This is a genomic window from Stieleria mannarensis (assembly GCF_014154935.1).
Lineage (GTDB): Bacteria > Planctomycetota > Planctomycetia > Pirellulales > Pirellulaceae > Stieleria > Stieleria mannarensis.
In genome coordinates this window covers 1-24,717 of the sequence record NZ_JACEHH010000046.1, presented here as the reverse complement: position 1 = coordinate 24,717, position 24,717 = coordinate 1, and the positions used below count along the sequence as shown (strand labels likewise).

General features: G+C 60.2%; 15 protein-coding genes and 1 other RNA gene. 3 read left to right on the top strand and 13 right to left on the bottom strand.

The window, feature by feature from the left end; all coding sequences use genetic code 11:
• Positions 1-63: 63 nt before the first annotated feature.
• The 3 genes from H1B37_RS33440 to H1B37_RS25280 form a co-directional block, all read right to left on the bottom strand.
• On the bottom strand, positions 64-2,373 hold the full coding sequence (locus H1B37_RS33440) for a Calx-beta domain-containing protein (protein ID WP_220498365.1): 2,310 nt from the start codon (positions 2,371-2,373) through the stop codon (positions 64-66).
• A 506-nt stretch (positions 2,374-2,879) separates the two neighbouring features.
• Positions 2,880-3,950 carry an NHL repeat-containing protein gene (locus H1B37_RS25285; protein WP_182870062.1) on the bottom strand — a complete coding sequence of 357 codons (1,071 nt, stop codon included), beginning with the start codon at positions 3,948-3,950 and terminating at the stop codon, positions 2,880-2,882.
• A gap of 158 nt (positions 3,951-4,108) precedes the next feature.
• The gene (locus H1B37_RS25280) at positions 4,109-6,565 is read right to left on the bottom strand and encodes a hypothetical protein (RefSeq protein WP_182870061.1); all 2,457 of its coding nucleotides are present in this window, start codon (positions 6,563-6,565) and stop codon (positions 4,109-4,111) included.
• A 379-nt stretch (positions 6,566-6,944) separates the two neighbouring features.
• Between H1B37_RS25280 and H1B37_RS25275 the strand changes: the two genes are divergently transcribed.
• On the top strand, positions 6,945-8,708 hold the full coding sequence (locus H1B37_RS25275; RefSeq protein ID WP_182870060.1) for a SulP family inorganic anion transporter: 1,764 nt from the start codon (positions 6,945-6,947) through the stop codon (positions 8,706-8,708).
• Positions 8,709-8,770: 62 nt separating this feature from the next.
• Here the strand turns inward: H1B37_RS25275 and H1B37_RS25270 are convergent, their stop codons facing one another.
• The 5 genes from H1B37_RS25270 to H1B37_RS25245 form a co-directional block, all read right to left on the bottom strand.
• On the bottom strand, positions 8,771-10,774 hold the full coding sequence (locus H1B37_RS25270; RefSeq protein WP_182870059.1) for a vWA domain-containing protein: 2,004 nt from the start codon (positions 10,772-10,774) through the stop codon (positions 8,771-8,773).
• Positions 10,771-11,664 (bottom strand): DUF58 domain-containing protein, encoded by an 894-nt coding sequence (locus H1B37_RS25265; protein ID WP_182870058.1) that lies wholly within the window; start codon positions 11,662-11,664, stop codon positions 10,771-10,773. The genes H1B37_RS25270 and H1B37_RS25265 overlap by 4 nt, the downstream gene beginning before the upstream one ends.
• Positions 11,665-11,769: 105 nt before the next feature.
• Positions 11,770-12,633 (bottom strand): CAF17-like 4Fe-4S cluster assembly/insertion protein YgfZ, encoded by an 864-nt coding sequence (gene ygfZ / locus H1B37_RS34075; protein ID WP_286178157.1) that lies wholly within the window; start codon positions 12,631-12,633, stop codon positions 11,770-11,772.
• A 157-nt stretch (positions 12,634-12,790) separates the two neighbouring features.
• On the bottom strand, positions 12,791-14,614 hold the full coding sequence (locus tag H1B37_RS25250) for a Gfo/Idh/MocA family protein (RefSeq protein ID WP_182870057.1): 1,824 nt from the start codon (positions 14,612-14,614) through the stop codon (positions 12,791-12,793).
• 125 nt (positions 14,615-14,739) lie between these two features.
• Complete coding sequence (locus H1B37_RS25245; RefSeq protein WP_286178155.1) at positions 14,740-15,606, bottom strand: PHP domain-containing protein; 867 nt, start codon at positions 15,604-15,606, stop codon at positions 14,740-14,742.
• Positions 15,607-15,988: 382 nt separating this feature from the next.
• On the opposite strand from H1B37_RS25245, the gene ffs reads away from it, so the two are divergent.
• Positions 15,989-16,083, top strand: an RNA gene (ffs, locus tag H1B37_RS25240) — signal recognition particle sRNA small type.
• Positions 16,084-16,230: 147 nt separating this feature from the next.
• On the opposite strand, the gene H1B37_RS25235 is transcribed toward ffs, so the two are convergent.
• From H1B37_RS25235 to H1B37_RS25225, 3 genes are all read right to left on the bottom strand, one after another.
• Complete coding sequence (locus H1B37_RS25235; RefSeq protein ID WP_182870055.1) at positions 16,231-16,665, bottom strand: hypothetical protein; 435 nt, start codon at positions 16,663-16,665, stop codon at positions 16,231-16,233.
• Positions 16,666-17,182: 517 nt separating this feature from the next.
• Positions 17,183-17,608, bottom strand: a complete 426-nt coding sequence (locus H1B37_RS25230) for an RrF2 family transcriptional regulator (RefSeq protein WP_353620915.1) — start codon at positions 17,606-17,608, stop codon at positions 17,183-17,185.
• Positions 17,609-17,628: 20 nt separating this feature from the next.
• Positions 17,629-18,471 (bottom strand): phosphoadenylyl-sulfate reductase, encoded by an 843-nt coding sequence (locus H1B37_RS25225; protein ID WP_182870054.1) that lies wholly within the window; start codon positions 18,469-18,471, stop codon positions 17,629-17,631.
• Positions 18,472-18,895: 424 nt separating this feature from the next.
• Between H1B37_RS25225 and H1B37_RS25220 the strand changes: the two genes are divergently transcribed.
• On the top strand, positions 18,896-20,098 hold the full coding sequence (locus H1B37_RS25220; RefSeq protein WP_182870053.1) for a HEAT repeat domain-containing protein: 1,203 nt from the start codon (positions 18,896-18,898) through the stop codon (positions 20,096-20,098).
• Positions 20,099-20,212: 114 nt separating this feature from the next.
• Here H1B37_RS25220 and H1B37_RS25215 read toward each other — a convergent pair whose 3' ends face one another.
• Together H1B37_RS25215 and H1B37_RS25210 are read right to left on the bottom strand one after the other, a co-directional pair.
• Positions 20,213-21,505 carry an MFS transporter gene (locus H1B37_RS25215; RefSeq protein WP_182870052.1) on the bottom strand — a complete coding sequence of 431 codons (1,293 nt, stop codon included), beginning with the start codon at positions 21,503-21,505 and terminating at the stop codon, positions 20,213-20,215.
• A 238-nt stretch (positions 21,506-21,743) separates the two neighbouring features.
• Complete coding sequence (locus H1B37_RS25210; protein WP_182870051.1) at positions 21,744-24,080, bottom strand: GMC family oxidoreductase N-terminal domain-containing protein; 2,337 nt, start codon at positions 24,078-24,080, stop codon at positions 21,744-21,746.
• Positions 24,081-24,717 lie beyond the last annotated feature (637 nt).

Here is a 24,717-nt window from a genome sequence, read left to right as displayed (position 1 = left end):
GCACTCACCCTGGAAATCGTGACGCAACAGGAAGGACGTCGCGACGCGCTAAGGCAATTCACCTCATCGGCTGCTCAAATCGCGTCCGATGACTGACCACAACCCATCGAGCGCGTTTTTTGACAAGCTCGCCTCCGTAGGGTTCGATTTCGCATTTGCTTTGAATTCGGTTGAATCATCGCTACTCCGCGTCAGACTCTGTTCATCGAAATGCGCAACGTGGATCACCGATGGCTTCAAGTGTCCACCAAGACAGGGAGTCAATTGTTCAGGGGAAACGGTTTGGTAGTCCGATTCATCAGTTGACTTGAGAAACTCGAACTGGACAACGACTTCGATCGTCGCTGCGGAAGCGGGCGTTTTCTTCTTGCCTTTCCCGCCGCCTTTGCCCCCGCCGCCGTCATCCCCGCTGCCGCTGCCGCCTTTGCCCTTTTCGTTGTCCTGGTTGGTCACCTGGACGTCATCGGCATCCATTCCGTCATACGCGACGTCACTGCTTTGCGCGGCCCCGGTTTGAATCACGTACGAAACGTTGCGGTCGCGAACGGTATCATCGACTCCCGTGACCGTGACGATTTGTGCGCTGTCCCAGTTGTCCGGCGTGAACGTCAACGCGGTTTGATCGACGATGCCTTCACCGGAATCGCTCGACGAGAGAGAAATCGTGACGTCGGCCGTGGGTGCGGAATCGAGCACGATGCTGAACGCAGCAGTGCCTCCGGTTTCGCTGGTCGTCAAACCCGAGGTCGGTGTGACCGTGATGCCGGGCGTCGCGGGTGCGGCGTCGTCATTGCGAATCATTCCCTCGGCGGTCGCGGTGGCAATCAGCGTTCCCGCCGTCGCGTCGGACAGCGTGACCCTAAACGTCTCATCGGTCTCAAAGTCCGTGTCTCCGGAGACCTCGACGGAAATCGTTTTCGCGGTTTCGCCCGCAGCGAACGCGAGCACACCGCCGGGCAGCACACCGCCGACGAAGTCCGCTGCGTTGGTAGCGGACGATCCGCTGCCGCTGACCGACCAGGTCACATCGGCTGCGGACGACGTATCGCCGCTCCGCGTCACCTGAAACGTAAATGACTTCGTCCCCGAGTCGCCTTCGGCATGATCCGCGCCGACCGCGTCGATGCTGACATATCCCGCATTGGTTTGCTGGATCGAACCATTGATGGTGTACGCACCCAGGCTGCCGTAATCGGTGTAGCCGGTCGCCAGCGGGTCGCCCTGACCGGCACCTGTGACTTGAACATAGTATTGCCCGGCAGCCAACGTCGCGGACAAGGTGGCCGAGAGCGAGCCGACCGGATTCGATGCAACGATCAATGCCCCGGTTGCATCGAGCAGCGCCGCGTAGATGTCTAAATTCGGCCCACGTTCAAAGGGCGTGACATCAAAGCTGACCGTCCCCGCATCGGTCAAAAACGTGAACAGATCGTCGTCGTCATTGCGTTCGACGATCCCCGCCTGAACCACCGCGCCCTGATCAGCGGACAATACCGATGCAGTCGCCAACGTATCCCCATGATCATCGGCGCGATAACCGAATCCATTGTTTCCGGTGATGATCGCAAGGTCATCTTCCGCGTTGCTTGCGTAGGCGTATTCGCCGCGACTCCACTGGGTCAATTCCTTGTAATACCCCACGCCCATGATCGGCGCCCATCCGCTCGCGCCGCTACCGTGTCCTTGGTAATAACCCTCCGAGGGTGACGTGCGACCGTCATGGTTCAACCCCAGTGCATGACCGGCTTCGTGGGTGATCGCTTCGGCGGTGTATTTTTCATTGCCGTTGCCCAAAGCGTCTTCAAAGGCAAACACGGGTGTGTCGCTGTTCCAATTGAATGACCCCAGATACGCGACGCCGCCAGCATTGCCGTACCATGATCCATTGCCCCCGACGACGACCCGGACACCCCACGCCGAATCGCCCGATCCGCTGCGAATCAGACGGTCGATCGAAGGCTCTTCGGTCGTCACATCGACATCAAAGGGAAGAAAGTCCTCCGCGACGCGCTGCCAGATCGCATGAATCCGCGACAGTTCCGTATCCTCAAACGACGCGTCGCCGGAAAAGCTAAACGCGGGCGTCACGATGTCCGCGCCACCATTGAAACTGTTCCACGATGTCCCCGAGGTCGTGTGTCCATCAAAATCCAGAAAGATGGTGTGTGCTGCACCGGGGTTGCTGTGCAACCGAAACGTGTCTTCCAGGGTCGCCGCGGCGCCGACCGGTTCGCCGGAACCACTTGTCGCGGCTTCCACTTCGCCGGCCGGTAACGGAAGCGCATGATACGCATTTCCCAACGCGTCCTCGTGATAGCCCGAGTCGTGATCGTGATCGTGGCTTTCGACGACCGACATGGCACTGAGAACCATGCGTTTCTCCAACACTTGAATCTGGTGGCGACGTCGGAGAAATGCTCGTACTCGTCGATTCCGTGCAGAGCTTCGGTCAGGTGTTCGCATAGTAGGTGCCGGTCAGTGGAGGGGGAAGAGCGGAGAAGAGAAGGAAACGCGTCGTTCGCAGTGGATACGACGGCTCGTGGCTAACCGATGGAAACACTACGTCACGTTCCTGCCGGATGCGTCCACCAAATTGACTAGCCCCCCGTCTTCGCCTCACATGCTTCCCCAGAAGACATGGATATGACTCTCGAAACCTCTGTCCGCAGGCACGCGACGCGGGCTTCGATTGCAGCACCTTTAGAGAGTCGTCGCGAGCCCCGCAACGTCAATACACAGACATCAAATGGCATCATTTCGATGGACGCTGGCGAGCAGTTTGAAGATGCCGGCCGCGCTGGGGGAGGACATCCGCTCCGCCAGAGAGGCGAAGAATTCAGCGCGTCCGTGAGATTCAAGTAAGCCCCGTCGGCTACGTTCTACACCCGGGTCAGCTTCGTCACCCGTCCGGTGGCGACCCATTCGGCCACGATGATGTCGCCGTTGTGGTCGAAACAGGCGTCGTGCGGATGAACGAATTTGCCCTCTTGCCAACGCGACTCGTCGGCTCGAATCGATCGCTTCTTGTCCGCCGAAACCCGCTCGCGATCGTCACCCAGCGTCGCCACCGTCTGGTCCTTCAGATCCAACAGGGAAACCCTGGCGACCAATTCCGGGACCAGCATCAATTCGCCGTGGGTGTCCACGTTAGCGGGCAAACCGAACCCTTCGATGGTCCGCGTGTATTGCCGGTCCATGTCGAACACTTGCAGCGTGTGATGGGCGCGGTCGGCCACGACGATGCGTGAATCAATGCCCTCGCGATCGTCCACCCAGATTCCGTGCGGCAGATTGAACGTGCCCTGTCCATTGCCCGCACCGCCGAAGTGCCCCTTCCAATTGCCATCGGCGTCGTATCGATGGATACAGTATGCCCCATAACCATCGGCCAACAAGAAGTCGCCGTCGGGCAGAAAGGCAAAGTTGGTCGGCATGAACCGATCACGCCCCCAGATCTTCTTGGGATTGCTGGCTTCCCCGTCGGCATAGCGATTTGATTTCATCGGCGCATACTTCTGCCAAACCACCTCTCCGTTGAGCGTCAGTTTTGCAATCGTCTTGAGGTGTTGGTAGCCGCTGACGTACAGGTACGGTGTGCCGTCTTCGACTCGAATGTCCAACCCGTGACCGCCGCCTTGGAACTGTTGGCCGAACGCTTTGACGAATCGCCCTTCATCATCGAACACAAAGATCGACGGGTGATCGGGTTTGTCCACCTCGCCTTCATGGATCACGTATAAACGATTCTCATCGTCCATCGTGACGTTGTGTGTGATTTGCCAGTGGTACTTGTCCGGCAACTGCGGCCAGTGGTGTTGGCATCGAAACTGATAGTCGCCGCTGCCGATGACGCCTTGGGCGGCAGATCGTTTGGATGTCAGGATGGCCGGAGCGGCGATCGCCGCCGCACCGGCAGCGACGAAGGTTCTTCGGGGGTGTTTTGCGGGCATGACCGATTCAGAGGCTGGGGAATAAAGCGGGCACGTGGGAACCAACAGTCTACCCCACCCGCGCACGTTGGTGTTTAGCCTTTAGGCGACTCCCCTCGCTGCGTAGCAGCGCCCCCGCGCGGCTAAAGCCTGAACACCAGCGTGCGTCACCCTTCCACTTAGTTCTCCGCCAACGATTCGAATCGTTGACGAAGCTCGTCATCACCGGGTCGGTGCATCAGCAACACGTACCGGGCTCGCTTGGTCGCTTGCTCTTGATCACCGATTTCGACCAACCACTGGATCGCTTGTGACTTTGCGCCGTACCAGTCTCGGCTTCCGATCTTCATCGTTGCGGCCAATCGATCGGCCAGTTCGATCGCCGATCGCTTGGCCGCCTCGGAATCACTTGCGGCCAACAGTTGCATTGCTCGGCGCAGTGCCGGAGGTTTCGGATCGGCAGCAAACGCCAGTCGCTTGATCGCTTCGATCGATGCTTCGTCTCGGTCGCTCCAAAACTGTGCGGTGGCCGATTGCCACTCGTTCGCATCCGGCCAGCTCAACAGCTCGGTTCCGATCGCACGTTGGGTCGTCGCATCGAGCATTGCGTCGCGTTCCAGTCTCCAACGCGCCCGCGTCAACAGCGTGTTCTCGACACCCTTGGTCGCGATCGCGGCCCCGCCACCTCCGCCGCTGGCGCGGAACCGTTTCAGCTGTCTCAAGAACTCGGTCGAAGGATCCGCGCCGACCAACGCGGACGAATCAAACGCCATTTGCGGTCGATCGAATAGCAAAATGGCCACTCGGTGGATCGGCTCGGCGAGCGTGTCGTTTTCGGCGGCCAGTTCACCGAGCGTGGCGGCGAGTGAACGGATTTCGTCGGTGGCTCGGTCCGGTTCAAGACTCGATAAGTAATCAAACCACAACGACATCGTGGGCTCGACTTGATCGACTTGCTTGCCGAGCGTCAGCAACTCCAACGCGTCGCGCGCCGCCTGTTCCTGACGTCCCGATTGCACCAGGATTCGACACAACCATGCGTTCGCTTTGACCGCCGCGTCTCGGGTCGGCCAGGTTTGCGAGACGTCCTTGAGCAGGTCTTCGAGCAAGGCGAGTCGAACCTTGGGATCGTCAATGCCGGCGAACGGTTTGGAAGCCAGCAACGCGGCTTGCATCATCAACGTGTGGGCGTTTTCGTGTGCGGCATGTTTTTGAGCGACCCGCCGGAGCACCTCGATCGCTTCGGGGGAGTCCTTCGCCGCGATCGATGCGGCGGCGCTCTTGGCCGCGTATTCAAACGCATCGTCGGGACTCGGTTCGGCCAGCGCGGCGGCTCGCAACAGCACCGTCGCTTGCCGAGGGTCACCGCGACGCAGCCAGTCCTCGCCTTGGGCGGCAATCAGCGCGGGGCTCATCCGGCGTGGGGCGTCGGTCCCGGAGGGTGACGTGTCGTTTCGCAAACGTTCGATCGCAATCGATTCCGCGCGACGGCGGGCAAAGGCGCCGCCACGACGCTCGATCTGGTCGATCCAATCGGCGATGGCACCGTCGTTTTTCGAATCCGCCAGCAGCAGCTCGAGTTTTGCGAAGTCCATCTCCAGCCCTTCGGCCGCGGAGGCCGCCGGATCGGTCGACCGGTAGAACGCATCGCAAATCGCGCGAGCGGCCGACACGTTCCGCTGGGCAAGTTGCAGCCGAACCCGCAATGCGATCCATCGCGGTGACAGCGGAGCCCCGGGTTGGTCCTGAACATCGTCGATGATTTCGCCGGCGGCCGCGATCGCTCCGCTCCGCAGCAGTGCTTCGGCGCGCAGTCCCCTGGCGATCCGCTTGGCGTCGGAACCGTCGGCGAGCGCTAGAATTGCTTCTTCCGCAACCAGTGCGGCATCGGCACCGGCGGCTCGGTAGTCCGTGGAATCCTTGGGAAATAATTCGCACTGCATCAAGGCGACCGAAACACGCTGGAGCGACAGTTCCTGCATCAGGCGAAGGTATTGATCGGCCGAAAGACCGTCTGACTCGTTGGCCGCTCCGCTGAAATCGCTGGCGCTTGCACTCCATTGGCGACTTGCCGCTTGATGCAACTCGCCCGTCTGCAACTGCAACCGCGAGAGTTTGGAAAGCAGTGCGTTGGTCGTTTCTGGATCGGGGGGCGAGACCGAAGTAACGATGATGGCTGCCCGCAAGACCCGCTGACGCACCGCTAGTTGGGCGGATTGCAAGAACACATCCCAAAGGGCCTCCGGGTAGCGGGACCGCAGTTGCTCGACGGGCTGGCCGGCCGAGGCGATCGCGGGGTCAAGTCGCTCGATGAGGTCCGATGGTTTGCCGTTGAAGATCGCCGTTGCGTTTTTCTCGGCCAGTACCATCGCAAGCCGTGCCGACCACCTTGCGTGCGGCAGTTGGCCTTCGGGATGGTGACGCAGCTCGTGACGACAACTCCACTCGGCCTCCTCCAATCGGCCGGCGGCCAGCAATGATTCAACCACATCGCTGGCGGCGTCATCGGTCATGCGTCCACCGATCACCGTCCCCGCCACCCCAAGCGTCAGTAGAAAGAGGATGGCCCCCCGAATGAGACTACGTTCCAAATTCCAACGCGTGTTCGTCGCCGGGGCGACAGCGGCGCGGCCCATTTGACCTCCCTTGCGCCCCGATCTGGTGCGCAACAAGGATGTCCCCCTGTTGTCGCAGGGCGGAGGGACACGGGCAGGAACGGTCGAGGTGGTTCGTCGCCGGAAAGCGATCATTTTTGCGGTGCAAGTCGAGGGGGCGAAATATTTTTTGACTTTTTTATCATCGCCTGCGTCTGATCGCGCACGAATTGCGACGCCCGGCACCGACCTAGCGTAGCGGGTAGGTGGCAGATTTTCACCTCACCAGCGAATGTGATGATTCGGCCTTGATTTGGTCTCCCCCACGATGTTGAAACCTTTCTTGACCGCGTGGCGATGCACACTAGGATTCGCCGTTGTTTCTTTTTTGATCGCTCTATCTCTGCCCTAGATTGCTTGAATGCTGAATTTCTTCCGTGCTAGAACTGCGAACGCAAAAGACGACTTACTGTCCGGATTGACGGTTGCGCTCGCGCTTGTCCCCGAGGCGGTCGCGTTTGCGTTCGTCGCCGGCGTCTCCCCCCTGATCGGATTGTATTCGGCATTCTTCATCGGATTGATCACCGCCGCCTTCGGCGGCCGCCCTGGGATGATCTCCGGTGCCACCGGCGCGATGGCCGTCGTGGTCGTGGCGTTGGTCGCGATGCATGGCGTGGAGTATCTGTTTCCGGCCGTGATCCTTTGCGGTCTGTTTCAAATCACCGTGGGGATCGCCCGTCTGGGGAAATTGATTCGCATGGTGCCCCACTCCGTCATGCTGGGTTTCGTCAACGGTTTGGCGATTGTGATCGGCATGGCACAACTGGGCAGTTTTAAAACCTTGGACCTGTCGACCGGCGACTTGGTTTATCTGACCGGCCCGCGGCTGTACGTCATGCTGGCGCTGGTTGCGGTCACGATGCTGATCATTTACCTGCTGCCGAAACTGACCCGAGCCTTGCCGGCGTCGCTGGTGGCGATTCTGTCGGTGACGCTGATCTCGGTGGCGATCAATCGCAGCGGCGTCATCTCGGGCGACGAGCTGACCCCCAACGCCGTCGCAACCGTCGGCGACATGCTGAAGACAAACCTGAAGGCCAGCCAAATCGCCGAAGCACGACAAGACGATCCGACCAACGTCGCTTCCGAGGAACTGTTGGCCGAGCTTCGCAACGTCAGCTTCCGAAACGATACCGTGGTCGGCCCGGTGCTGCGCGATCCGGCGACCGAGCCCGCAGAGGTGGCCCCGACGGAAGAAGCATCGTCGATCAGCGGTGGTTTGCCGATGCCGTTTTTCCTGCAATACACCGTTCCACCGATGACGATGGAAACGCTGTGGATCATCCTGCCGTTCTCATTGACCCTGGCAGGCGTCGGCTTGATTGAATCGCTGATGACACTGACTTTAATCGATGAGATCACCGAAACGCGTGGGCGTGGAAACCGCGAGTGTGTCGGGCAAGGGGCCGCAAATATCATCTGCGGACTGTTCGGCGGCATGGGCGGATGTGCGATGATCGGCCAGTCGCTGATCAACGTCAATTCCGGTGGACGCGGGCGATTGAGCGGGATCACCGCGGCAGTCTGCTTGTTGGCGTTCATCCTGTTCCTGGCCCCCTGGATCGAACAGATCCCGATGGCCGCGCTGGTGGGCGTGATGTTCATGGTCGTGATCGGAACATTCGAATGGGCGTCGTTGAAGATGGTGCGACGTGTCCCCAAGGCCGACTTTGCGGTCATGGTCTTGGTCGCCGGATACACGGTCATCATGCACGACTTGGCCACCGCCGTGATCCTGGGTGTGATCGTTTCGGCCTGTGTGTTCGCTTGGACGCACGCCACGCACCTCGGGGCGGAAACCAAAATCAATGAACACGGCAGCAAGATCTACCAGTTGCACGGCCCGCTGTTCTTCGCGTCGGCGACCTCCTTCAAAGAGTTGTTCGACGTCCAGCAAGACCCCGAAGACGTGGTGATCGACTTTTACTACACCCGTGTCTACGACCAGTCGGGCCTGGAAGCGATCAACGTGCTGGCAGAGAAGTACGAATCGGCGGGCAAACGATTGCACCTGACCCATCTGAGCGACGAGTGCCGCGGGTTGCTGGACAAAGCCGGCGATCTGGTGGAAGTCAATCTCTCCGAAGACCCACAGTACCACGTCGCCACCGATCGACTGGGATAGATATGGGATAGGCTTCCAGCCTGTCATTTCACGCGCAACCGACAAGCCGGAAGCCTATCCCACTAGGCGATGCGTCGGTTATACAGCCACCACTCGATCGCCAAGACCACCAGGACCGCGGCCAGGATCCAGCGCCAGTACTCCTGTCGCGTTTCAATCATCCCGGCGGTTTCAATGGTCTCGTACCCCAGTTCAAACGTCTCGCGGGGTTGAATCTGACTCTCCTGTCGGCTGAACAAGTTGATGCTGAACAGGTCCACCAATTTCTCGTCGGCGGTGACGCGGTAAGATCCGGGCTGGTCGGAATCGACGAATTCCACGCTGCCCGAATTTCCGGTTCGGACGGTTTCCGGCGTGCCACTACCGCGGGCAATGCCGACCGATTCGATTTGGCTTTCGACACGCAGCCGAATGGTATCACCGGGCAAGAAGGAAGGTGCGGCGGTTGCATCGGCCGCACCGGCCAGATGTCTCAGGACGTTCAACAGAAACACCGGCCAAGACCGCTCGGCGTACCAATTGGTATTTGTTTGCGGCGTTCCATCGGCGGCCGACGTGATGATCTCGAACCCCAGCACCAGATCCTGGTAGCCGTCGCGAGGTGCCAGGGCAAGCACCGTCCCATTGTCGCCACCGACCAATTCGCGTGTTCCGGTGGGGCCGCTGACCGATCTGCCCTCGAAGATCAGTAACGAGAACAACTCCAGGTACTGCATCATCGGGTGCGTGCGATCGATGTCAACCAAGATCGTTTGGCCGGGGTCACTGGCCCACTGCCACTGGTCGCTTGGTAAGGCGCCGATGAAAAACGTGTTGGTTTGCGGCAGCTCTTTCGGCTGGCATCGATCAAAGATGATCAGATCATCCAACCCGGCTTCGGCCCGCGCCAAATACTCCGGCGAATCCAGATACCCCGGTGACTGGAAATCCGCGATGCAAACCTTGGCGGCGCTGTCAGTCGTCAGCCCGATCTCCAAGGGCTTGTTCCCTTCGGTCACCACCAGCACCGAAACGGTTCTCAGCGGTCGTAGGCCCGCATAAGCAAAGTTGTCGATCGTCAAATCGTCATCCAGTGGTTGATCTCGCGAAGCGCCGGAACCGGGCGACTCCAACCGCAGTTCCAACGAAGCGGCGGTCTCCTGTCCGGCCAAAGAGAACGTCACACCGGTTTCTTCGGCCGGGGCGAGCGTCAAGGATTCGGATTCGCGCCAAGCACCGTCGACGTACAGCGACAGGTTGAACGTTTCTGCGGCCGTCCCAAAGTTGACGATCGTGGCAAACGCTTGGGCGTCGCCAGGTTTTTCGACGTTGCGGTCGGCGCTGAACGCGGTGATCGCCACATTGCGTGCTTCGTCGGAACCGACCTGCAGATAGGTGGGGACAAGGTTGCCGACATTGAATTCGCTGACGTCCCGGAACCCGCCGTCGCTAAAAATCAACAAGTCTGCCGGCATCGGATCGGCGACCTGCACGTCGTTTGCGTCACCGGTCGTGCTGCTGCGGCGGGGATTGGCCAACCCGTCGGCCGCTTCGAGTGCGCCGACGATATCGGTGGGCCGATTGGTCACTTGGGCGCGTTGGAGTGCGGCACGCAAACGCCCGCGGTCGCTGGTGAAAGATTGCAACACTTCGGCGCGGTCGCTGAACGTGACCAACATCGCGGTTTCGCGCTCTTCCATGTCGTCGATCTGGTCGCGAATCATCTTGCGCGCCAGCTCGAATCGATTGCGTTCTTCCCCGGCATCGGTTGCCATCATGCTCGCCGACGCGTCCAGCAAAAACACCTTCCTGCCTTGGCTGGTCGATTCGCCTTGCACGCCGGGACGCAACAACGCGACCGCGGCCAGCGCGACGGCCAGCAATTGCAACAACAGCAGCAAGTTCTGTCGGATCCGCTGAAACAGACTGTTCACATGCAGATCTTCGACCGTGCGCGACCACAGGTACGTGCTCGGAATCTCGACCGGCTCACGTCGCAGTTTCAAGAAATACAGTAGGACGATCCCGATCGGCACCGCGGCAAACAGTGCCCATTGCCATGGCAACAGCGTTGAAATCCAATTCATCGCACCACGCCTCGTTTGCGCAGGTAGCGGGTCATGACATCATCGACCGGCTGATCGGTTCGCACGGGCAAGTACGCGATACTGCGCCGCGAACAAAACGTTTTGACGCCGCTGAGAAACGATTGCAGGGTCGACTTGTACCGCTCCAAAACATAGTTGTTGATCGTGATCTCGGTTTCATCACCGTCTTCACTGTCGATCAATCTTCGATCGCCACGAACCGGCGGATCGATCTCCTCGGGCGACAGGATGTGCATCACGTAGACATCCATCCGGCGACCGACCAACATGCGGAGCGCGGCTTCGTACCCTGATTTGTCCATCAGATCGGTGATCAAGACGATCACTCCGGTCCCCGTGTTACGCAACGAAAAATCTTTGACGCCGTCGTGCAGCGAAACATTGTCGCCGCTGTCCAGGCTTTCCAGGTACTGCAACATTTTCCACAATCCGCTGCGGCCGCGAAGCACCGGTGCCCGCCGGCCCTGGTTTCCGAGTGCTTGAACACTGACCCGGTCGGCGCGACAAAGACCGATGTAGCCCAGTGCGGCGGCCATCTGTTTGGCCACGTGGAATTTGGTCGGCGTCCCAAAATTCATCGACTCGCTGCAGTCGATCAACGCATAGACGTGCAGGTCCTCTTCCTCCTGAAACAGTTTCAGGAACAAGTGGTCCAGACGGGCATACAAATTCCAGTCGATCAACCGCAGGTCATCGCCGGGAACGTAGTTGCGAAAGTCGGCGAATTCGACGCTTTGTCCTTTCCGCTTGCTGCGTCGTTCGCCCTTCATCCGCCCACGAAACACCTTGCGTGAGACGAGTTCCAAACGTTCCAGTTTGGCGAGCAGATCGGGCGAGAGCAGCGGGATCGATTCGGTGGTGACACTCATGGCCGCTAGTGTAGCGGAAGTCCGTCAGAGCCGTAGCGGAAGTCGCCAAGACTTTCGGCGTCGTGAACCGGACTGCAATCGCTTTGGCAAACCGGCGTGTCCCACCTACTGTTCGACCACCGTTGCGGTAAATCCGTCGCCTTTTGCGGTCGCGCCGGGGTCAAAATGGGAGCGTCGTGCGATGCCGATCGCGACGGCAGTGTCCTCGCCCGTCTCGGCGACGCTGGTCAGCCGTCCAACGACTTTTTCATCCGCACTGACTTCGCTGCCCGCGACGGGAATCGCTCCGGATGTCTGCCATCGAACCAGTTGTTTCTGAACTTGGCCCAACGCGTCCAGCCGGGCCACCGTTTCTTGCCCCAAGTAGCAACCTTTGGTGAAACAGATCGATTGTTTGATACGGCTGGCTTCCTGGGGCAGATTCTTTTCTGACAGATCGACGCCGAACCAGGGGAATCCGGCCAGGGTGCGGGCCTGATGGAATTCCACGTCATCGCCGGACACTTCACCCGTCGAACTGAGGACTTGTTCGATTCCACCGGGCGTTTCGGTGACCAGCACGATCGTCTGGTCGCCCAGCCAATCCACGTCATAGCACATCGCGTTGCATTCGCCCCAATCGGTTTCTTCACGCAGCGTCACCGCCGCGTCGGGTGCGAGCACAAAGACGGTGTTGTCGGCGGAACGATCGATCGGAGTGGCGTCCTCGCGGATTGTGTAGCGGTCGGCGTGGGCGGCGATCGCGTCGGATTGACCGGGGGCTCCGATCAAGCGGAATCCGTCGGCAGTGCGAAACGCCACGACATGCGCCACCGTTTTACCACGCACGTCAGTCAAAAACGTTTCGCAGCCGCAACCGACTTGCAACGACTTGACATCGTTGGTGGTCAGGTTGTTCAAGATCGCCGTGGCGTCCACTCCAACAAGGTCCAAGACGGTTGCGGCGGAGAGACGAAAGACGGTGGACATGGATGGAACGTGACGTTGGAAAGAGGGTTACGAAGCGCTGGTGTGCAGGCTTTAGCCGCCCACCTCGCTGCGGAGCAGCGAGGGAAAATCGCCTAAAGGCGAGACAAAAAGGTGCGCTGGTGCCCAGCCGCCCGCCGCTGCGGGGGGATCGCCGCTGTTACGTCACATCCTTGAGCATGTACTCTTGCTCGCGCTTGATGTCGCTACCGTCGGGGGTGGCATCGTTGTCGATGTCGAACCATTCTTCCTTGTATTGCAAATAGCCGCCCTTGCCGGTTTGCGAGTTCTTCAGCGCGACGTTGGCACCGAGCGCGATCACGGCGTCTCCCATCGCGACTTCGGGATAGCAGCGCGGCTTGTTCTCCTTGTCGGGGTTGCGAATGCAATAGGCCCAGTGCTCGATCTCTTCGCGATACCCTCGGCTGACCGGTCCGGTCGCGGCGGTCTGGGCGACGGGGGCTGCGAAGTCGCCGCTGGCGCTGGTGTCCAACGCATAGCCGCCCTCTTCTTTCTTGACGCCGACCTTGCTGCTGGTGTCGCTATTACGATACAGCAGCACGTCGGTTTCTTTGTCCAACACCAACGTGCCCTTGGTGCCCATGACGACTTCGCCCCAGCCGCCGAAACCGTTGCCGTTGATGGTGCTGTAGGTGACGACGACCTTCTTGTTGGGGTCTTGCTCGTACCCGGGCACCGCGCCGTTGGGATAGTTCTCGACCGGATCGTAGTAGCCGACGTCAAAGGTTTCGGCGTACTCCGGACCGGGGAATTCGAACGTGCAATAGATATGGTCGCCGGCATCACGGTCCAGCGGCATGATGTGACGGCCACCGACGGCATGCACCGACAACGGATGGACCTTCTTTCCGTCGCTGCGAAGCGAGGACAGGAAAATGCTGACGGCGTCCAACTGGTGGCTCCCAAGCTCGGCCATCAAACCGGCACCGGTGCGTTGGAACAATCGCCAACGGTGCAACTCCTCTTCGGCGGTAAACATCTGGTCGCCGCGGGCAAAGTCTTCGTAGCCGTGCTCTCGAGGGTCGATCGTCTTGTCGGCATCCCAGGCTTCCCACTGTGCGATCTCGGCTTGCAGACGTTTGACGTCCGCGCCGGTTGCCGTCTTCAACTTTGCGCGACGGTGCGCGAGGTCTTTGGCAATGCGGTCGAATGTCTTGCCGTTGGGCATTTTTTCTCCGCCGGGAATCGGCATCGACCAACTGTCACGGCCGGGCAAGTTTCCACGGTGCCACTGGGCACGGATGTGGTGCAGTTGGCCCAGCAATCCCCAGCGGATCAGGTTGACTGCGTTTTCGTACTTGACGTTGTAGTGTCGTTGGTGACCGGTGGCCAAGTGCAGCGGGTTGCCATTCTTGTCTTGCCCCGCCGCGGCCATTCGCCCCATGACTTTGCACTGGGCGACGTTGTGGGCCATCAATTTTTCGGTCAACACGTGCAGGTTGCGTTCCATCGCCAGCGCGGCGACCGGTGCGTGCAACCACAGCGGCAGCGCGATGATGACCGCTTCGATGTCCGGGTCGTCCAGGCAAGCCATGATGCCGCCGTTGGAACTGTCGTAAACCTTGACGTTCTTCCGCGCTTCGGCTTCGTTGCTGTAGCCGGCGACCGAGATCAATCCGGGTCGGCGGATCAATGCCGAGGGGCTGCTGCAGTCGCCATGGAACGCACGGTGCTGGCTGAACGGCCGGATGTCGCAGATCGCTTTGACGTCGACGTAATTCGGGTTGCAACCGCCGATCAACACGTTGCCTTCGTCGCCGGTCCCGATCACCGCGATGCGGACGGGATCCTTGACCTGGCCGTAACCGAAGTACGCGGCACCCAGGCCGGCGCCACTAACGGCCCCGGTGGCGACAATGCCTCGCAAAAAGTCGCGGCGGTTGACGTCATAGTAACTGGTCACGGCGTTGTAATAGTTTTGCTTCCCTACTTCACGCTCGTCATTGGAGAGCTTGTCGACCATGGGATTTACCTCGGATTGGGGTTCGTGCTTTGTTTTGAGATGTGATGGGATTCGTCAGTCAATCGGAAGCGTGTGGGCGGCTGGGCTGTGGGTGGACCACTCGGCCGCGACGCTTCCTGCGCTTGCTAGGTGTCGGCGGGCCGCTTTGCGACGCTCCGCCGAATCAACAGGTGGATGAAAAAGTCCAACCCTGCGAAGCGTCCTGCTCCCGTCCCCGCCAGAACCAAACAGGCCATGCATTCGATCAGTTGGTAATTGCTGCTCGTCGGTCCGGTCCCTGGCGGGTACTGGCTCAAAAAGACTGAACCGAGAAAACCGGCCGCTGCTAACGCGGCAACCGGGGTGAACAGCCCCAACAACAAACACCAACCCACGGCCAGGTCAAAGTAGGGCACAAATCGATTGATCACACTGGTATCGACCATCGCGGTCCGCGGCTTGACCAGTTCCAACGGCGGAGAGAGCTGGCGTTGGTTGGGGGCGGCCAGCGAATTGATCGTGCCTTCATACCCCGCCCACAGCTCGTCGATCGCCCCGAGGACGGGTTTCAGTTTCGCGTCGTTCTCCTTCTGGACGGTATCGATTTGACCGGCCAGACTCTCCACGCCGACGCGATCCTCCTGCGTCTTGAGCGTCTCGATTCGCGCTCGCCCCAGGTCGTATTCCTCCAACTCATCGGCGTATTCTTGCAACACCGCCTCGTGGTTTCTCAGCAGCGTCTCGAGCGCTTCGTTGGCGATCGCAAGCTCTTTGTCACCGAAGGTGTAGTAGTCCGCGGCGCGATCGCGGTACATCTCCAACCACCAACGCGTAAATTCCGGATCACGTCGGACTGTTCCGTCGTAATCCCAAACCGTTTTTCGGAATTCATCCGCCAGCGGCCCCTTGGCGTTGGCAAAAAACGGTGCCGCGTCCCAGTCGCCCTGACGATACTTTTCACTCCCTTCGCTGTGAAAATGCCAACCGATGGAAAGTCGCAATAGGACAAGCATCGTGATCGCGATGATGCCCAAAATTCGGGGCGAAATCCCCCAGCCGACAGCTAATCGAAGAGGAGTGAGCAAGATGTTTCGCACGATGACAAGAGACTCCGTAGCATTCGAGGCGGGTGGGAAGTGGTGCGGCGGGGGAGCCGGCGAAAGAGGGCGTTTCGAAAACCGAAACCACAAGCCATTCATTATGGACGAGAAACCGCCTCTCGCCAAGGAGAAACGGAGGGTGAAACGACGACGATTCGACAGCTTCTTTTCGCTCGGTGGACCCCGCGGCGGCGATGTTCACGCGTGTTTGGGGTTTTCGACGCCAATCGATGCCACAACTGACTTTTCACAACACCGATTGTCGTCTACACTCCCCGACCCGGCATTGCCCGACGGTGGTGGCCCTTACGACTGTGAATCGTGAACCTGGTCAGGACTTAACTGGAGCAGCCATAAGCGGTGTAGCTTTGTGTGAGGGCCACCTCCGCCGGGCAATGAATTCCCGAGCAATGAATTCCCGGGCAATGAATTCCCGGGCAATGAAAAATGGCGAGGCCTTGCCAGCGGCAGGACCTCGCCATTTTTTTGTTCGCATCGGGCCGAATTCAACTCAGCCGGATTTTTCCGGCGGCAACGTTAGTTTTTCACCAGCTGGGAATCGGTGACGAACGGATTGGTTCGAACGAGGCCGACTTTGACCGGTTTCGCTGCGCCTCGGCTGACACAGGGATTCGCGGTGCAGGCGGGCGGTTCGGCCGGCTGGTATTCACCCGGCGGAAGATAGAAATCGGTCCGCAGACGATTGCGATAGTTCTCTCCGGCGGTGACCAACGGCGGCGACGCGAACGGGCTCATTCCGTAAGGCCGCGCGTGGCGGGCACCATAGTAAACCGGCGGGTTGAGGGCAAAGTGGGGCGGCGTCCGCAGCGACGATCCATAGGTCGCGCCGTAAGGCTGGTAAAAGCCGAAGGGGAAGAAAGGGTATCCGGCGGGATGAGCAGCAGAAGCCGCGTCGGATCCGCCGAACGCAATCGCAGCCATCGCGGCGATCGCCAGGGCAATTCGTTTCATGGTGTACAAACTCGTTTCGTGTCGACTGATTCGGGTGAGAGATTCCCGAGCGGGAAACTCCACGCTAGTCGCAGCAACGATCCTTGCAACCGCTACCAGCGTCGAAACACACGAAAGCCCTAAAGGGGGTGCGGATTGTGCAGGCGTCACGCCGGCCCGGAAAAGACACGAAGAATTCGGCAGTAGTCCCGCCGGCGGGCAAAACGTGAGATATCTTGCCGCGACAGATCAAGGTCGGCCGCCGACGTGTCTGCCTCCGTAGCTACGCTCGCCAGAGCGTGGGCTGCGGCGAATCCCGTCTCCATACAGGACACGTAGCCGGGGAAAGAGGCAGGAAGCTCTAGGCTTTGTCCCTTAACCCGGCAAGGGGCGTATTTGGTAGCGGAATTCGCCAAGAATTTCGGCTTTTCCCAAGTGAACTGCTGCGAGTCGAAAGCCTTGGCGGCTTCCGCTACGGGTTTAGGGACAAAGCTCTACCAAAACGCGGGAGCGGATCGAGCAGAAAACGAGACCCGCTTCAGATGTAAAACATCACTTCGTCGCCCTGAGCCGAGCGGGCGGCGATCTCGGCCAAGGTGGTCCGGGCCAGCACCGCACGCGAGGCCTCGCTGGCAGCGTCCCAGACCTCGTGCACCATTCGATTGGCCGGCGTGTCGGTCGCATCGGTTTGGCAATTGGAATCCGAACACCCGACCGCCTCGGCGATCTCCAACAAGTTCAACTCCGTCGGTGCGATCGCCAACCGATAGCCTCCCTGGGCGCCCCGGATGCTTTGCACCCAACCGGCACTCCGCAACGTTCGCAGGATCTGGACCAAAAACGGAGCCGGGATGCCGTGCCGCTGACAGATCTCACGCACCGCCACCGGGGATTTTTCGCTCTGGCGCTGCGCCAATTCGATCAACGCCAACGTCGCATAATGAACTCGTGCCGAGATTGTCACCGAACCACCCCTCTCCGGTCTCAGTCGTGAAGCCCACACTCGGTCTTTTGAAATCCGCTCCAACGCCCCGCACGCTCGTCTTCACCGAGCAGATTGGCGCGGGTGCACGGCCAGCAACCGACGCTGGGGTAACCCTGGTCGTGAAGCGGGTTGTAGGGAATGTCGTGCTTGCTGATCAGACTCCAAACCTCTTTCTTGGTCCAATTGGCCAGCGGGCTGATCTTCACGAGCTGGAATTTTTTGTCCCAACCCACGATCGGCGCCTTGGCACGATCGGGGCTCTGGTCGCGCCGGATCGCGCTGGCCCAGGCATGAAGCCCCCGTGCGGCTTCCTTCAACACCCGCAATTTGCGGTCAAAGCAGCACCGATTCGGGTCCGTTTTGTAGACCGGGCCGCCGTTGGCCGCCTCGTATTCCTGGACCGTCTGGCGCGGGTACTTGAATTCGACTTCGATCCCGTAACGCTCTTTGACCGATTCGCGTAGCGCCAACGTCTCTTTGAATTGGTACCCGGTTTCCAAATTAAAAATCGGTGTCTCCGGCGCGATCTCGCTCAACATGTGGATGATCGTCATCCCCTCGGGGCCGAACGCGGTGGCCATCGAGAACTTGGGGGCAAATCGCTCCACCGCCCAGGCCAGAATCTCTTGCGGACTGGCCGATTCCAACCGCTGGCTGTGCTCGGCCAGTTCCGCCAAAAACTCCTCCGTCGGTGCCAGCGGGGGATCCGCGGCCAGCGCCCCCTGCAATTCGTCCTCCTCGGGCGTCGGATCCGGCGTGGTGTCGCTGATCACCGGAAGCGGTTTCGCCTCGGTCGCGGGCTCGGATTCGACAGACGGTTCGGCGGTCGAAACGGGTTTCATCGTCAGACTTTCGCGAAGACAAAGAGAACGTAATGGTTTTTCGAACCAGCGCCCGCCCTTGCGACCGCCAGAGAACACAACAATAGAAAGTTGATCCCAATAGTCAAGTATGGTATCGGCAGGTTCAGCGAGCAGGTTGAGCGGATTTGGGTTCGCGCCGTGCGTCATGAGGCGTCGAGTGAGCGAAATCCAACAAAAAACGGTTCGGAACCAATCCCGCCGGGTGCTACAATCCGTTGGTGGTTAGCCTTTAGGCGACTTCCGCGACCGCGTGGGTGCAGGCTTTAGCCGCCGTGTCTCACTGCTTCGCAGCGACCGAATAGCCGCCCAACGCTGGTCACCAACGAAAGCCGCGCGATCCTTCTCCTCCTGCTCTTTCGCCATGATTCACCTCGTTCACAATTCGCGCCGGCCGACGATCTCCATGACGCTACTCGCATGGGTCGCCATCACCGCGGTGGCCGTCGCCGACACCGTCGAAATGCGTGGCGGGGTCCAAATCGACGGCAAGATCGTGCGGAAGACGGACACAGGGTCGAAACCGCATTTGATCGTCGAGGTGGACCCGGAGCTGCGGGTGGCGATCCCGCAGAGTCGCGTCGTCAAAACGGTCAGCGATCACGACGAAAAACTGGTTTGGTATCGCCAACAACTCCAACAAGTCGGCGAGGATGCCGAGGCGCATTACCAACTGGCACGGCAGTGCAAGGCGAACGGTTTGTTGGACCAGCGCGACTACCATTTTCAGCGGGCGATCGAAATCGATCCCGATCACCGCCAAGCCCGATCGGCGCTGAAGTACGTTCGCGATGGTAATGAATGGGTGCTTTTTGCCGACCAACAACGACGCCGCGGATTGATCCCGACCTCCAGCGGGTGGGAGGTCCCGGAGGTTTACTTGCGCGAACAACGGCGTGACGAAATCAACGACGCCTCCAAGGTTTGGATCAAGGAACTCGGCAAGCTTCGAGGATTCGTGTTGCGGCCGGGAAAGCGTTCGGCCGAAGCACTCGAAGCGATCAAAGCGATCGATGATCCGCTGGCGTCGACCGCGCTTGCCGAAGCGCTCGAAAAGTCGCGTGGAAACAAGCCCGACCCGAAATCGCTGCGGATGATCTACGTCAAACGCTTGGGTGCACTGCGGACTTCGGTCGCCGTCCAGGCCCTGGTCAGGACAGGGATCTTTGAACCCGATCCGGGGATTCGCACCGAAGCGTTGATGCAGCTTCAAGAATATGGTGCGTCGTCCGCAGTGGCGTCCTACCTGCCGATGCTGAAAGGTGACAACCGTAAACCGGCCGAAGTGACCGCGGCGCTGCGGGCACTGAACTATTTCCCTGAACCGGAATTGTGGGAAGCGTACGTGGATGCGTTGATCACGACGCACAAGTCCTTGACCCCCAAAGGCCCCGGAATGTCGGTCGGTAGCAACAGCCTGGGCGGCTCGGGCCTTTCCACCGGCAGCAAACAAGAAGTGCTGACGAAAACGCAGCAGAACCCCGGCGCACTAGAACTACTCCGCCAGATCGCCCCCGGGGTCGACTATCGCTACGATCAGGCAGCGTGGCGCAACCACTTTGCCGAACAACTGATGCAAGCCCCCGACGACCTGCGTCGCGATCCGTAGTCGGCAGGCAGGACTTGTGCGCCAGGCTTCCACTCCGGTGCACCGCCCGATCAAACGTAACTACCTTCGCCAGAAGGTGGACCTCCGGGCTTCCCCACGCTCTGGCGAGCGTAGCTACGTGGACAATGCCGGCGGCCGGATAAACCAGGACGCGATCGCCAGCGGCATCATCGCGGCGGCGAAACACAAAATCGCCCCATCGTAGCTGCCCGTCGCGTCGTTGACCCAGCCCATGATCAACGGCCCGCAGCCGCTGCCGGCGACGGTCCCGCACCAAACCGCCCCGCGAATGCTGCCCAGATGTTGTCGCCCATAGTAGCGGACCCAAGCAACACCGCTGACGGAGATCAACATTCCTTGACCGCCGCCGAACAAGCCGGCAAAGGCCTGTGCCCCGCGAACCGATGGGTCCAAGTACAGCCACGCGAGCGAGCCGGCGACCAAAGCGGTGCCAAGGCCCAACAACCGATTCAGCTTCATAAAATCTGCCAACACGCCTCCGCCCAACTGCATCGCCAACATCGTCATCCCCAGGATCTTGAATAATCCCGCGGCCGTGTCCGGCGGTAACGTACGTTGCTCACACAGCGTGAATAGATAAAACAACACCCCGGTCCCGGCCATCGCCCAGATGATGTTGGCGAGCCCCAGGATGTAATACGAACCCGTCCGTGCCGCTTGGCCCAGCGTCAACGCATCCGGGTCAAGGTTTAGATCCGGTTCGGGCGGATCGGAATCGGAATCGTCGCTTGCATGGCCGGGTGACAGACGCCCGGTATGACCGTCCACGTACTGCCCCAAGTCTTCCGGCCGATTTCGATACAGCAGGATCACCAGCGGCAACAGGGTCAAAACCAGGATCGCCGCCAGCGACTGGTAGGTCGAACGCCAGCCGATGGCATCGATCGATCCGGCCAGCCACTCGGGGACCCAGGCAAACGCGATGGCCGAACCGATGCTCAGTACTGCCGAGACGCGTCCGATGCGATTGCGAAACCACATCGCCGTCGTGTTGCCGGACAACAGCGTCAGTGAGCCTTGGCCCAGAAACCGCAGCAAGAAGAACGCCGCGAGCAGGCCGTAGAACCCATCAACGCGGGAAGCGAACAAACAGGCCAACGCGAGCGCCACGATGACGATCGATGCGACACGCTTCAGCCCATGACGATCCGCAGCCGGCCCAACGAAGCTCAGCGGAACGGCGGCAAACAACGTTCCCAGCATGTACGCCAAACCGAGCCGGCTTTGCGTCAGCTGCAAACTGTCCAATAGCGCCGGCGTGAATGCGCTGACGGCAAACGTCTGCCCCGGACTGGTCCCGACCTGCATCAACATCGCGATCGGCAGCATCAAGTAGCCATAAAAAAATGGCAGCCGTCGCGCCAGTCGATCGGAAAGAAAATTCATAATGAAGATGAAACCCTCCCTGGAAGGGAGGGTCGAGCGTAGCGAGGGGAGGGTCGATTGGTGGCGCGTGAGTGCTTCCGAGCCACAGCAAAATCCTCCCGGCTCTAGGCGTAAACTCCTCCGCGACCTTTCCTTCCAGGACTGTTTTGCTTATCCACTCCGACCGCATCGACCAATGCGTCGAACTTCTCAAACCCGGATCATACCCTCGACGTAAATCGACGCCAGACACCAGAGATCACGCCGTCCGCTGGACCACCTGCTCGGCTGCGATCGTGGCCAGCGCCTTGAGCGTCAGCTGTGGATTGATTTCGCAACCGGCAGGAAATAACGACGCGTCGGCCACGGTCAGGTTGGAAACGTGCTGGCCGCAGTCGGTTTTCACTTGAAATGTCGTCGGGTCGACCACGTCGCCGATCGACGCGCCACCCTGCCCGTGCGTGGTCAACAGATTCACGAAAGCCGGACCGCGGCGGCGGATTTGACCAATCGCCCACTCCAGATCGTCCATGTCACGAATCCGCAGCGGCCGGCCGCCGCGCAGCAACATCGCCTTCGTCGGCAGATGCAGCGTCACACCGTCATCGGGCTTTGCGGCGGCAAAGTAGATTCGTGCGATCCGCCGGATACCCAACAGCAAGATTTCGAATTCATCACAATCCAACGAAATGTTCACGTTGCCGCAATCATCGATCGCATTGCACGGTCGCACTTGCGTGGGCACGACGATGCCGGCCATCGACAGGTGATTGAACCGTCGCATCGTGCAGGCAAATTCTTTGAACCATCCCGTCAACGCCAAGGCGACGGTGCCGGGAAAGTGAAACCAATTCTCCAACGCAGGTTCTTCGACCATCCGGCCGTCTTTTTCGACCATTCGGCGGTCCACCAGGAAACACTGCGTCACGCCGGGTTCGGGGCGATCGGAGCCCGACGGCCAAATCGGTTTGTCGAACATCGCATACACCGCCGTTCCCACGTTGGCGGTGAATCGTTTGCCCAGATGCCGGTTGCGATAGCCTCCGGACTTCAGCCCCTGGGCGACCAACTTGGTCGTGGGGCCGATGCCGGCAGCGACGACATACTGGTCGGCGGTGATGGTTGCTTGAGTGTGGCAACCATCGTCTTCGACACGCGTGACATCGACACCGGAGACGATCGGTTTCCCCGCGGCATCGGACTCGACACGAAGACGTTTCGCTTCGGTCCGATACGAAACGCGAGCCGGTTCGGGATTGTGCATCGCCTGGACGAGGAAGCTGTTGGCGCCGGTCGGCGAGTACGGATGCAGGCCACCGATGTGGTCGCCGAAACTGTCCACCGAGTTGTCGCTGCCGCATCCCGAGCAATGGAGCCGCATGGCAACCGGTAGGGGTTGGACGTCTTCACCAAGCGTCTGGCAGCCTTCGGCGAATCGCATGCTGCGGTCACTAATCTGCGTCTCGGTCACCGTGGTATTGACGCCCAGCTCGGCGTTGATGCCATCCATCAGCGCCGCCAGTTGATCGTAGCCCAGCCCCGTGGGCTGACGGCCGGCCCATTTGGTGTCGTAAACCTCGCGCGAGATCGGCAGATGGATCGCATTGTTGACATACGGTCCGCCGCCGAACACCTTCGCCTGGCAGACATTGATAGTTTGTCGCGGCGGAATTTTTTTACGCCGCTGTGGGAGCACCAGATCAAGTTTTGAGTCGACGTTGCCGAGTCCGCCGCTGATTTGCCCGCCGGCGTCTTTGTACAGCCGCATCAGGACTTCATCGCTGCGTGGCGGCGCCAAGCGAACGCTGCCATCGGAATCTTCGATGCGTTGGACCAAGGCATCGGGGCTGACGAAATCGCCGCAATCGAGAATCAAGACCTTGCGGCCTTGGGCGGTCAAGCGAGTCGCCGCGGTCGCGCCCCCGGCGCCGCTGCCGATGATCACCACGTCGTAGTGATGATTGAGATCCGCCAGCGGCGGTGCAGGCAAGGAAACCAGGCTGGAAACCTGTTCGCATTTCTTGCTCCAGCCCAATCCGATCAGTTCGCGGGCGGGTGCACGTGAGTGGATCACCAAACGGCCGAGCATCGCCAGTCCGCTAACGGCCATGTGCAGCAAGTGGTCGTCGTCCCACTGGATCAGCGGAGGTGCACCGGCACGGCGCGGGGTTTCGCCTTGATTGAGCAACCGACGCACGCCCTCGCGGGAGTGATGTTTCAGGCGTTTTGCGGTGTGTTTGACGCTGTAGACGTCCAGCCACAGCAAGGCGACGCTCATGCCCAATTGCATCCGGTAGGGCAGGTGGTCGGCGTAGCGCAGCACATCGTTGGCGACCTGACACGCATTATCGCCGCGGCGTCCACACCACAGCGAATCGATCTGGGCCGCCATGATGGCCACCAGCGTCTCGAAACGCTTCTCGCGAATCGTTTGCATCGGGCACTCGCGTGTCGGTTTGTCCGCCCAGCCGAACAGGCCGAGCGGCAACAGTCCCGCAGCCACAGCCCCTTTGCCGAATTGTCGTCGGTCGATTTCGCGGGCAAAGGGACGTGTGCCAAGTATCGACAGATTGTCCAGCGAAGACAAATCGTCCATCAAGCCCTTCCTTGGTCCGTGGTCTACGTGCTCTTTCTTGATGGCTCTGTGACGTTTCTCGAGCGTCCTGTTTCAGCAGAAACCAACCGTCGTTTCGCTCAACTTCGTCGCCGCAGGAACCAAATTGGAGCCAAACGCGAGTGCCTCCGCGTCATTCTGCAGTGCCCGCCCCGCGGTAGCGATCATAACGATCACACTAGATCGCTTGGGGGGGGGTCCGCACCCTGTAGACAGGCCGCACGCCGGGGTCTGTGCCCAGACGCTGCCCACCTACGACACCGCGACAGAGCCAGGCCGCACGCCGGGGTCTGTCCCCAGACTCTGTCCCCGGACGCTGCCCACCTACGACACCGCGACAGAGAAGAACGGATGGCAATGCGTACCCACGGATATCCGACTGCGCCCCATCGGTGGTTTCGCTCTGCCATCCGCGGGCCTATTCATCAGTTCAGTTCAAACCTCCCCCGGGGTCTGTCCCCAAGCTCCCCGGGGTCTGTCCCCAAGCTCCTCGGGGTCTGTCCCCAAGCTCCCCGGGGTCTGTCCATACCACCTATCCCTCGCACACCTCCCATGCCCCCCCAACTCCCAACTCCCAACTCCCAACTCCCAACTCCCAACTCCCAACTCCCAACTCCCA

Coding starts and splice junctions, on each gene's coding strand:
- H1B37_RS25285 (WP_182870062.1), bottom strand. CDS start 3,950: ATGCCCGCAAAACACCCCCGAAGAACCTTCGTCGCTGCCGGTGCGGCG.
- H1B37_RS25210 (WP_182870051.1), bottom strand. CDS start 24,080: ATGGACGATTTGTCTTCGCTGGACAATCTGTCGATACTTGGCACACGT.
- H1B37_RS25220 (WP_182870053.1), top strand. CDS start 18,896: ATGACGCTACTCGCATGGGTCGCCATCACCGCGGTGGCCGTCGCCGAC.
- H1B37_RS25245 (WP_286178155.1), bottom strand. CDS start 15,606: ATGCTTGTCCTATTGCGACTTTCCATCGGTTGGCATTTTCACAGCGAA.
- H1B37_RS25275 (WP_182870060.1), top strand. CDS start 6,945: ATGCTGAATTTCTTCCGTGCTAGAACTGCGAACGCAAAAGACGACTTA.
- H1B37_RS25250 (WP_182870057.1), bottom strand. CDS start 14,614: ATGGTCGACAAGCTCTCCAATGACGAGCGTGAAGTAGGGAAGCAAAAC.
- H1B37_RS25235 (WP_182870055.1), bottom strand. CDS start 16,665: ATGAAACGAATTGCCCTGGCGATCGCCGCGATGGCTGCGATTGCGTTC.
- H1B37_RS33440 (WP_220498365.1), bottom strand. CDS start 2,373: ATGGTTCTCAGTGCCATGTCGGTCGTCGAAAGCCACGATCACGATCAC.
- H1B37_RS25225 (WP_182870054.1), bottom strand. CDS start 18,471: ATGAAACCCGTTTCGACCGCCGAACCGTCTGTCGAATCCGAGCCCGCG.
- ygfZ (WP_286178157.1), bottom strand. CDS start 12,633: ATGTCCACCGTCTTTCGTCTCTCCGCCGCAACCGTCTTGGACCTTGTT.
- H1B37_RS25265 (WP_182870058.1), bottom strand. CDS start 11,664: ATGAGTGTCACCACCGAATCGATCCCGCTGCTCTCGCCCGATCTGCTC.
- H1B37_RS25215 (WP_182870052.1), bottom strand. CDS start 21,505: ATGAATTTTCTTTCCGATCGACTGGCGCGACGGCTGCCATTTTTTTAT.
- H1B37_RS25270 (WP_182870059.1), bottom strand. CDS start 10,774: ATGAATTGGATTTCAACGCTGTTGCCATGGCAATGGGCACTGTTTGCC.
- H1B37_RS25280 (WP_182870061.1), bottom strand. CDS start 6,565: ATGGGCCGCGCCGCTGTCGCCCCGGCGACGAACACGCGTTGGAATTTG.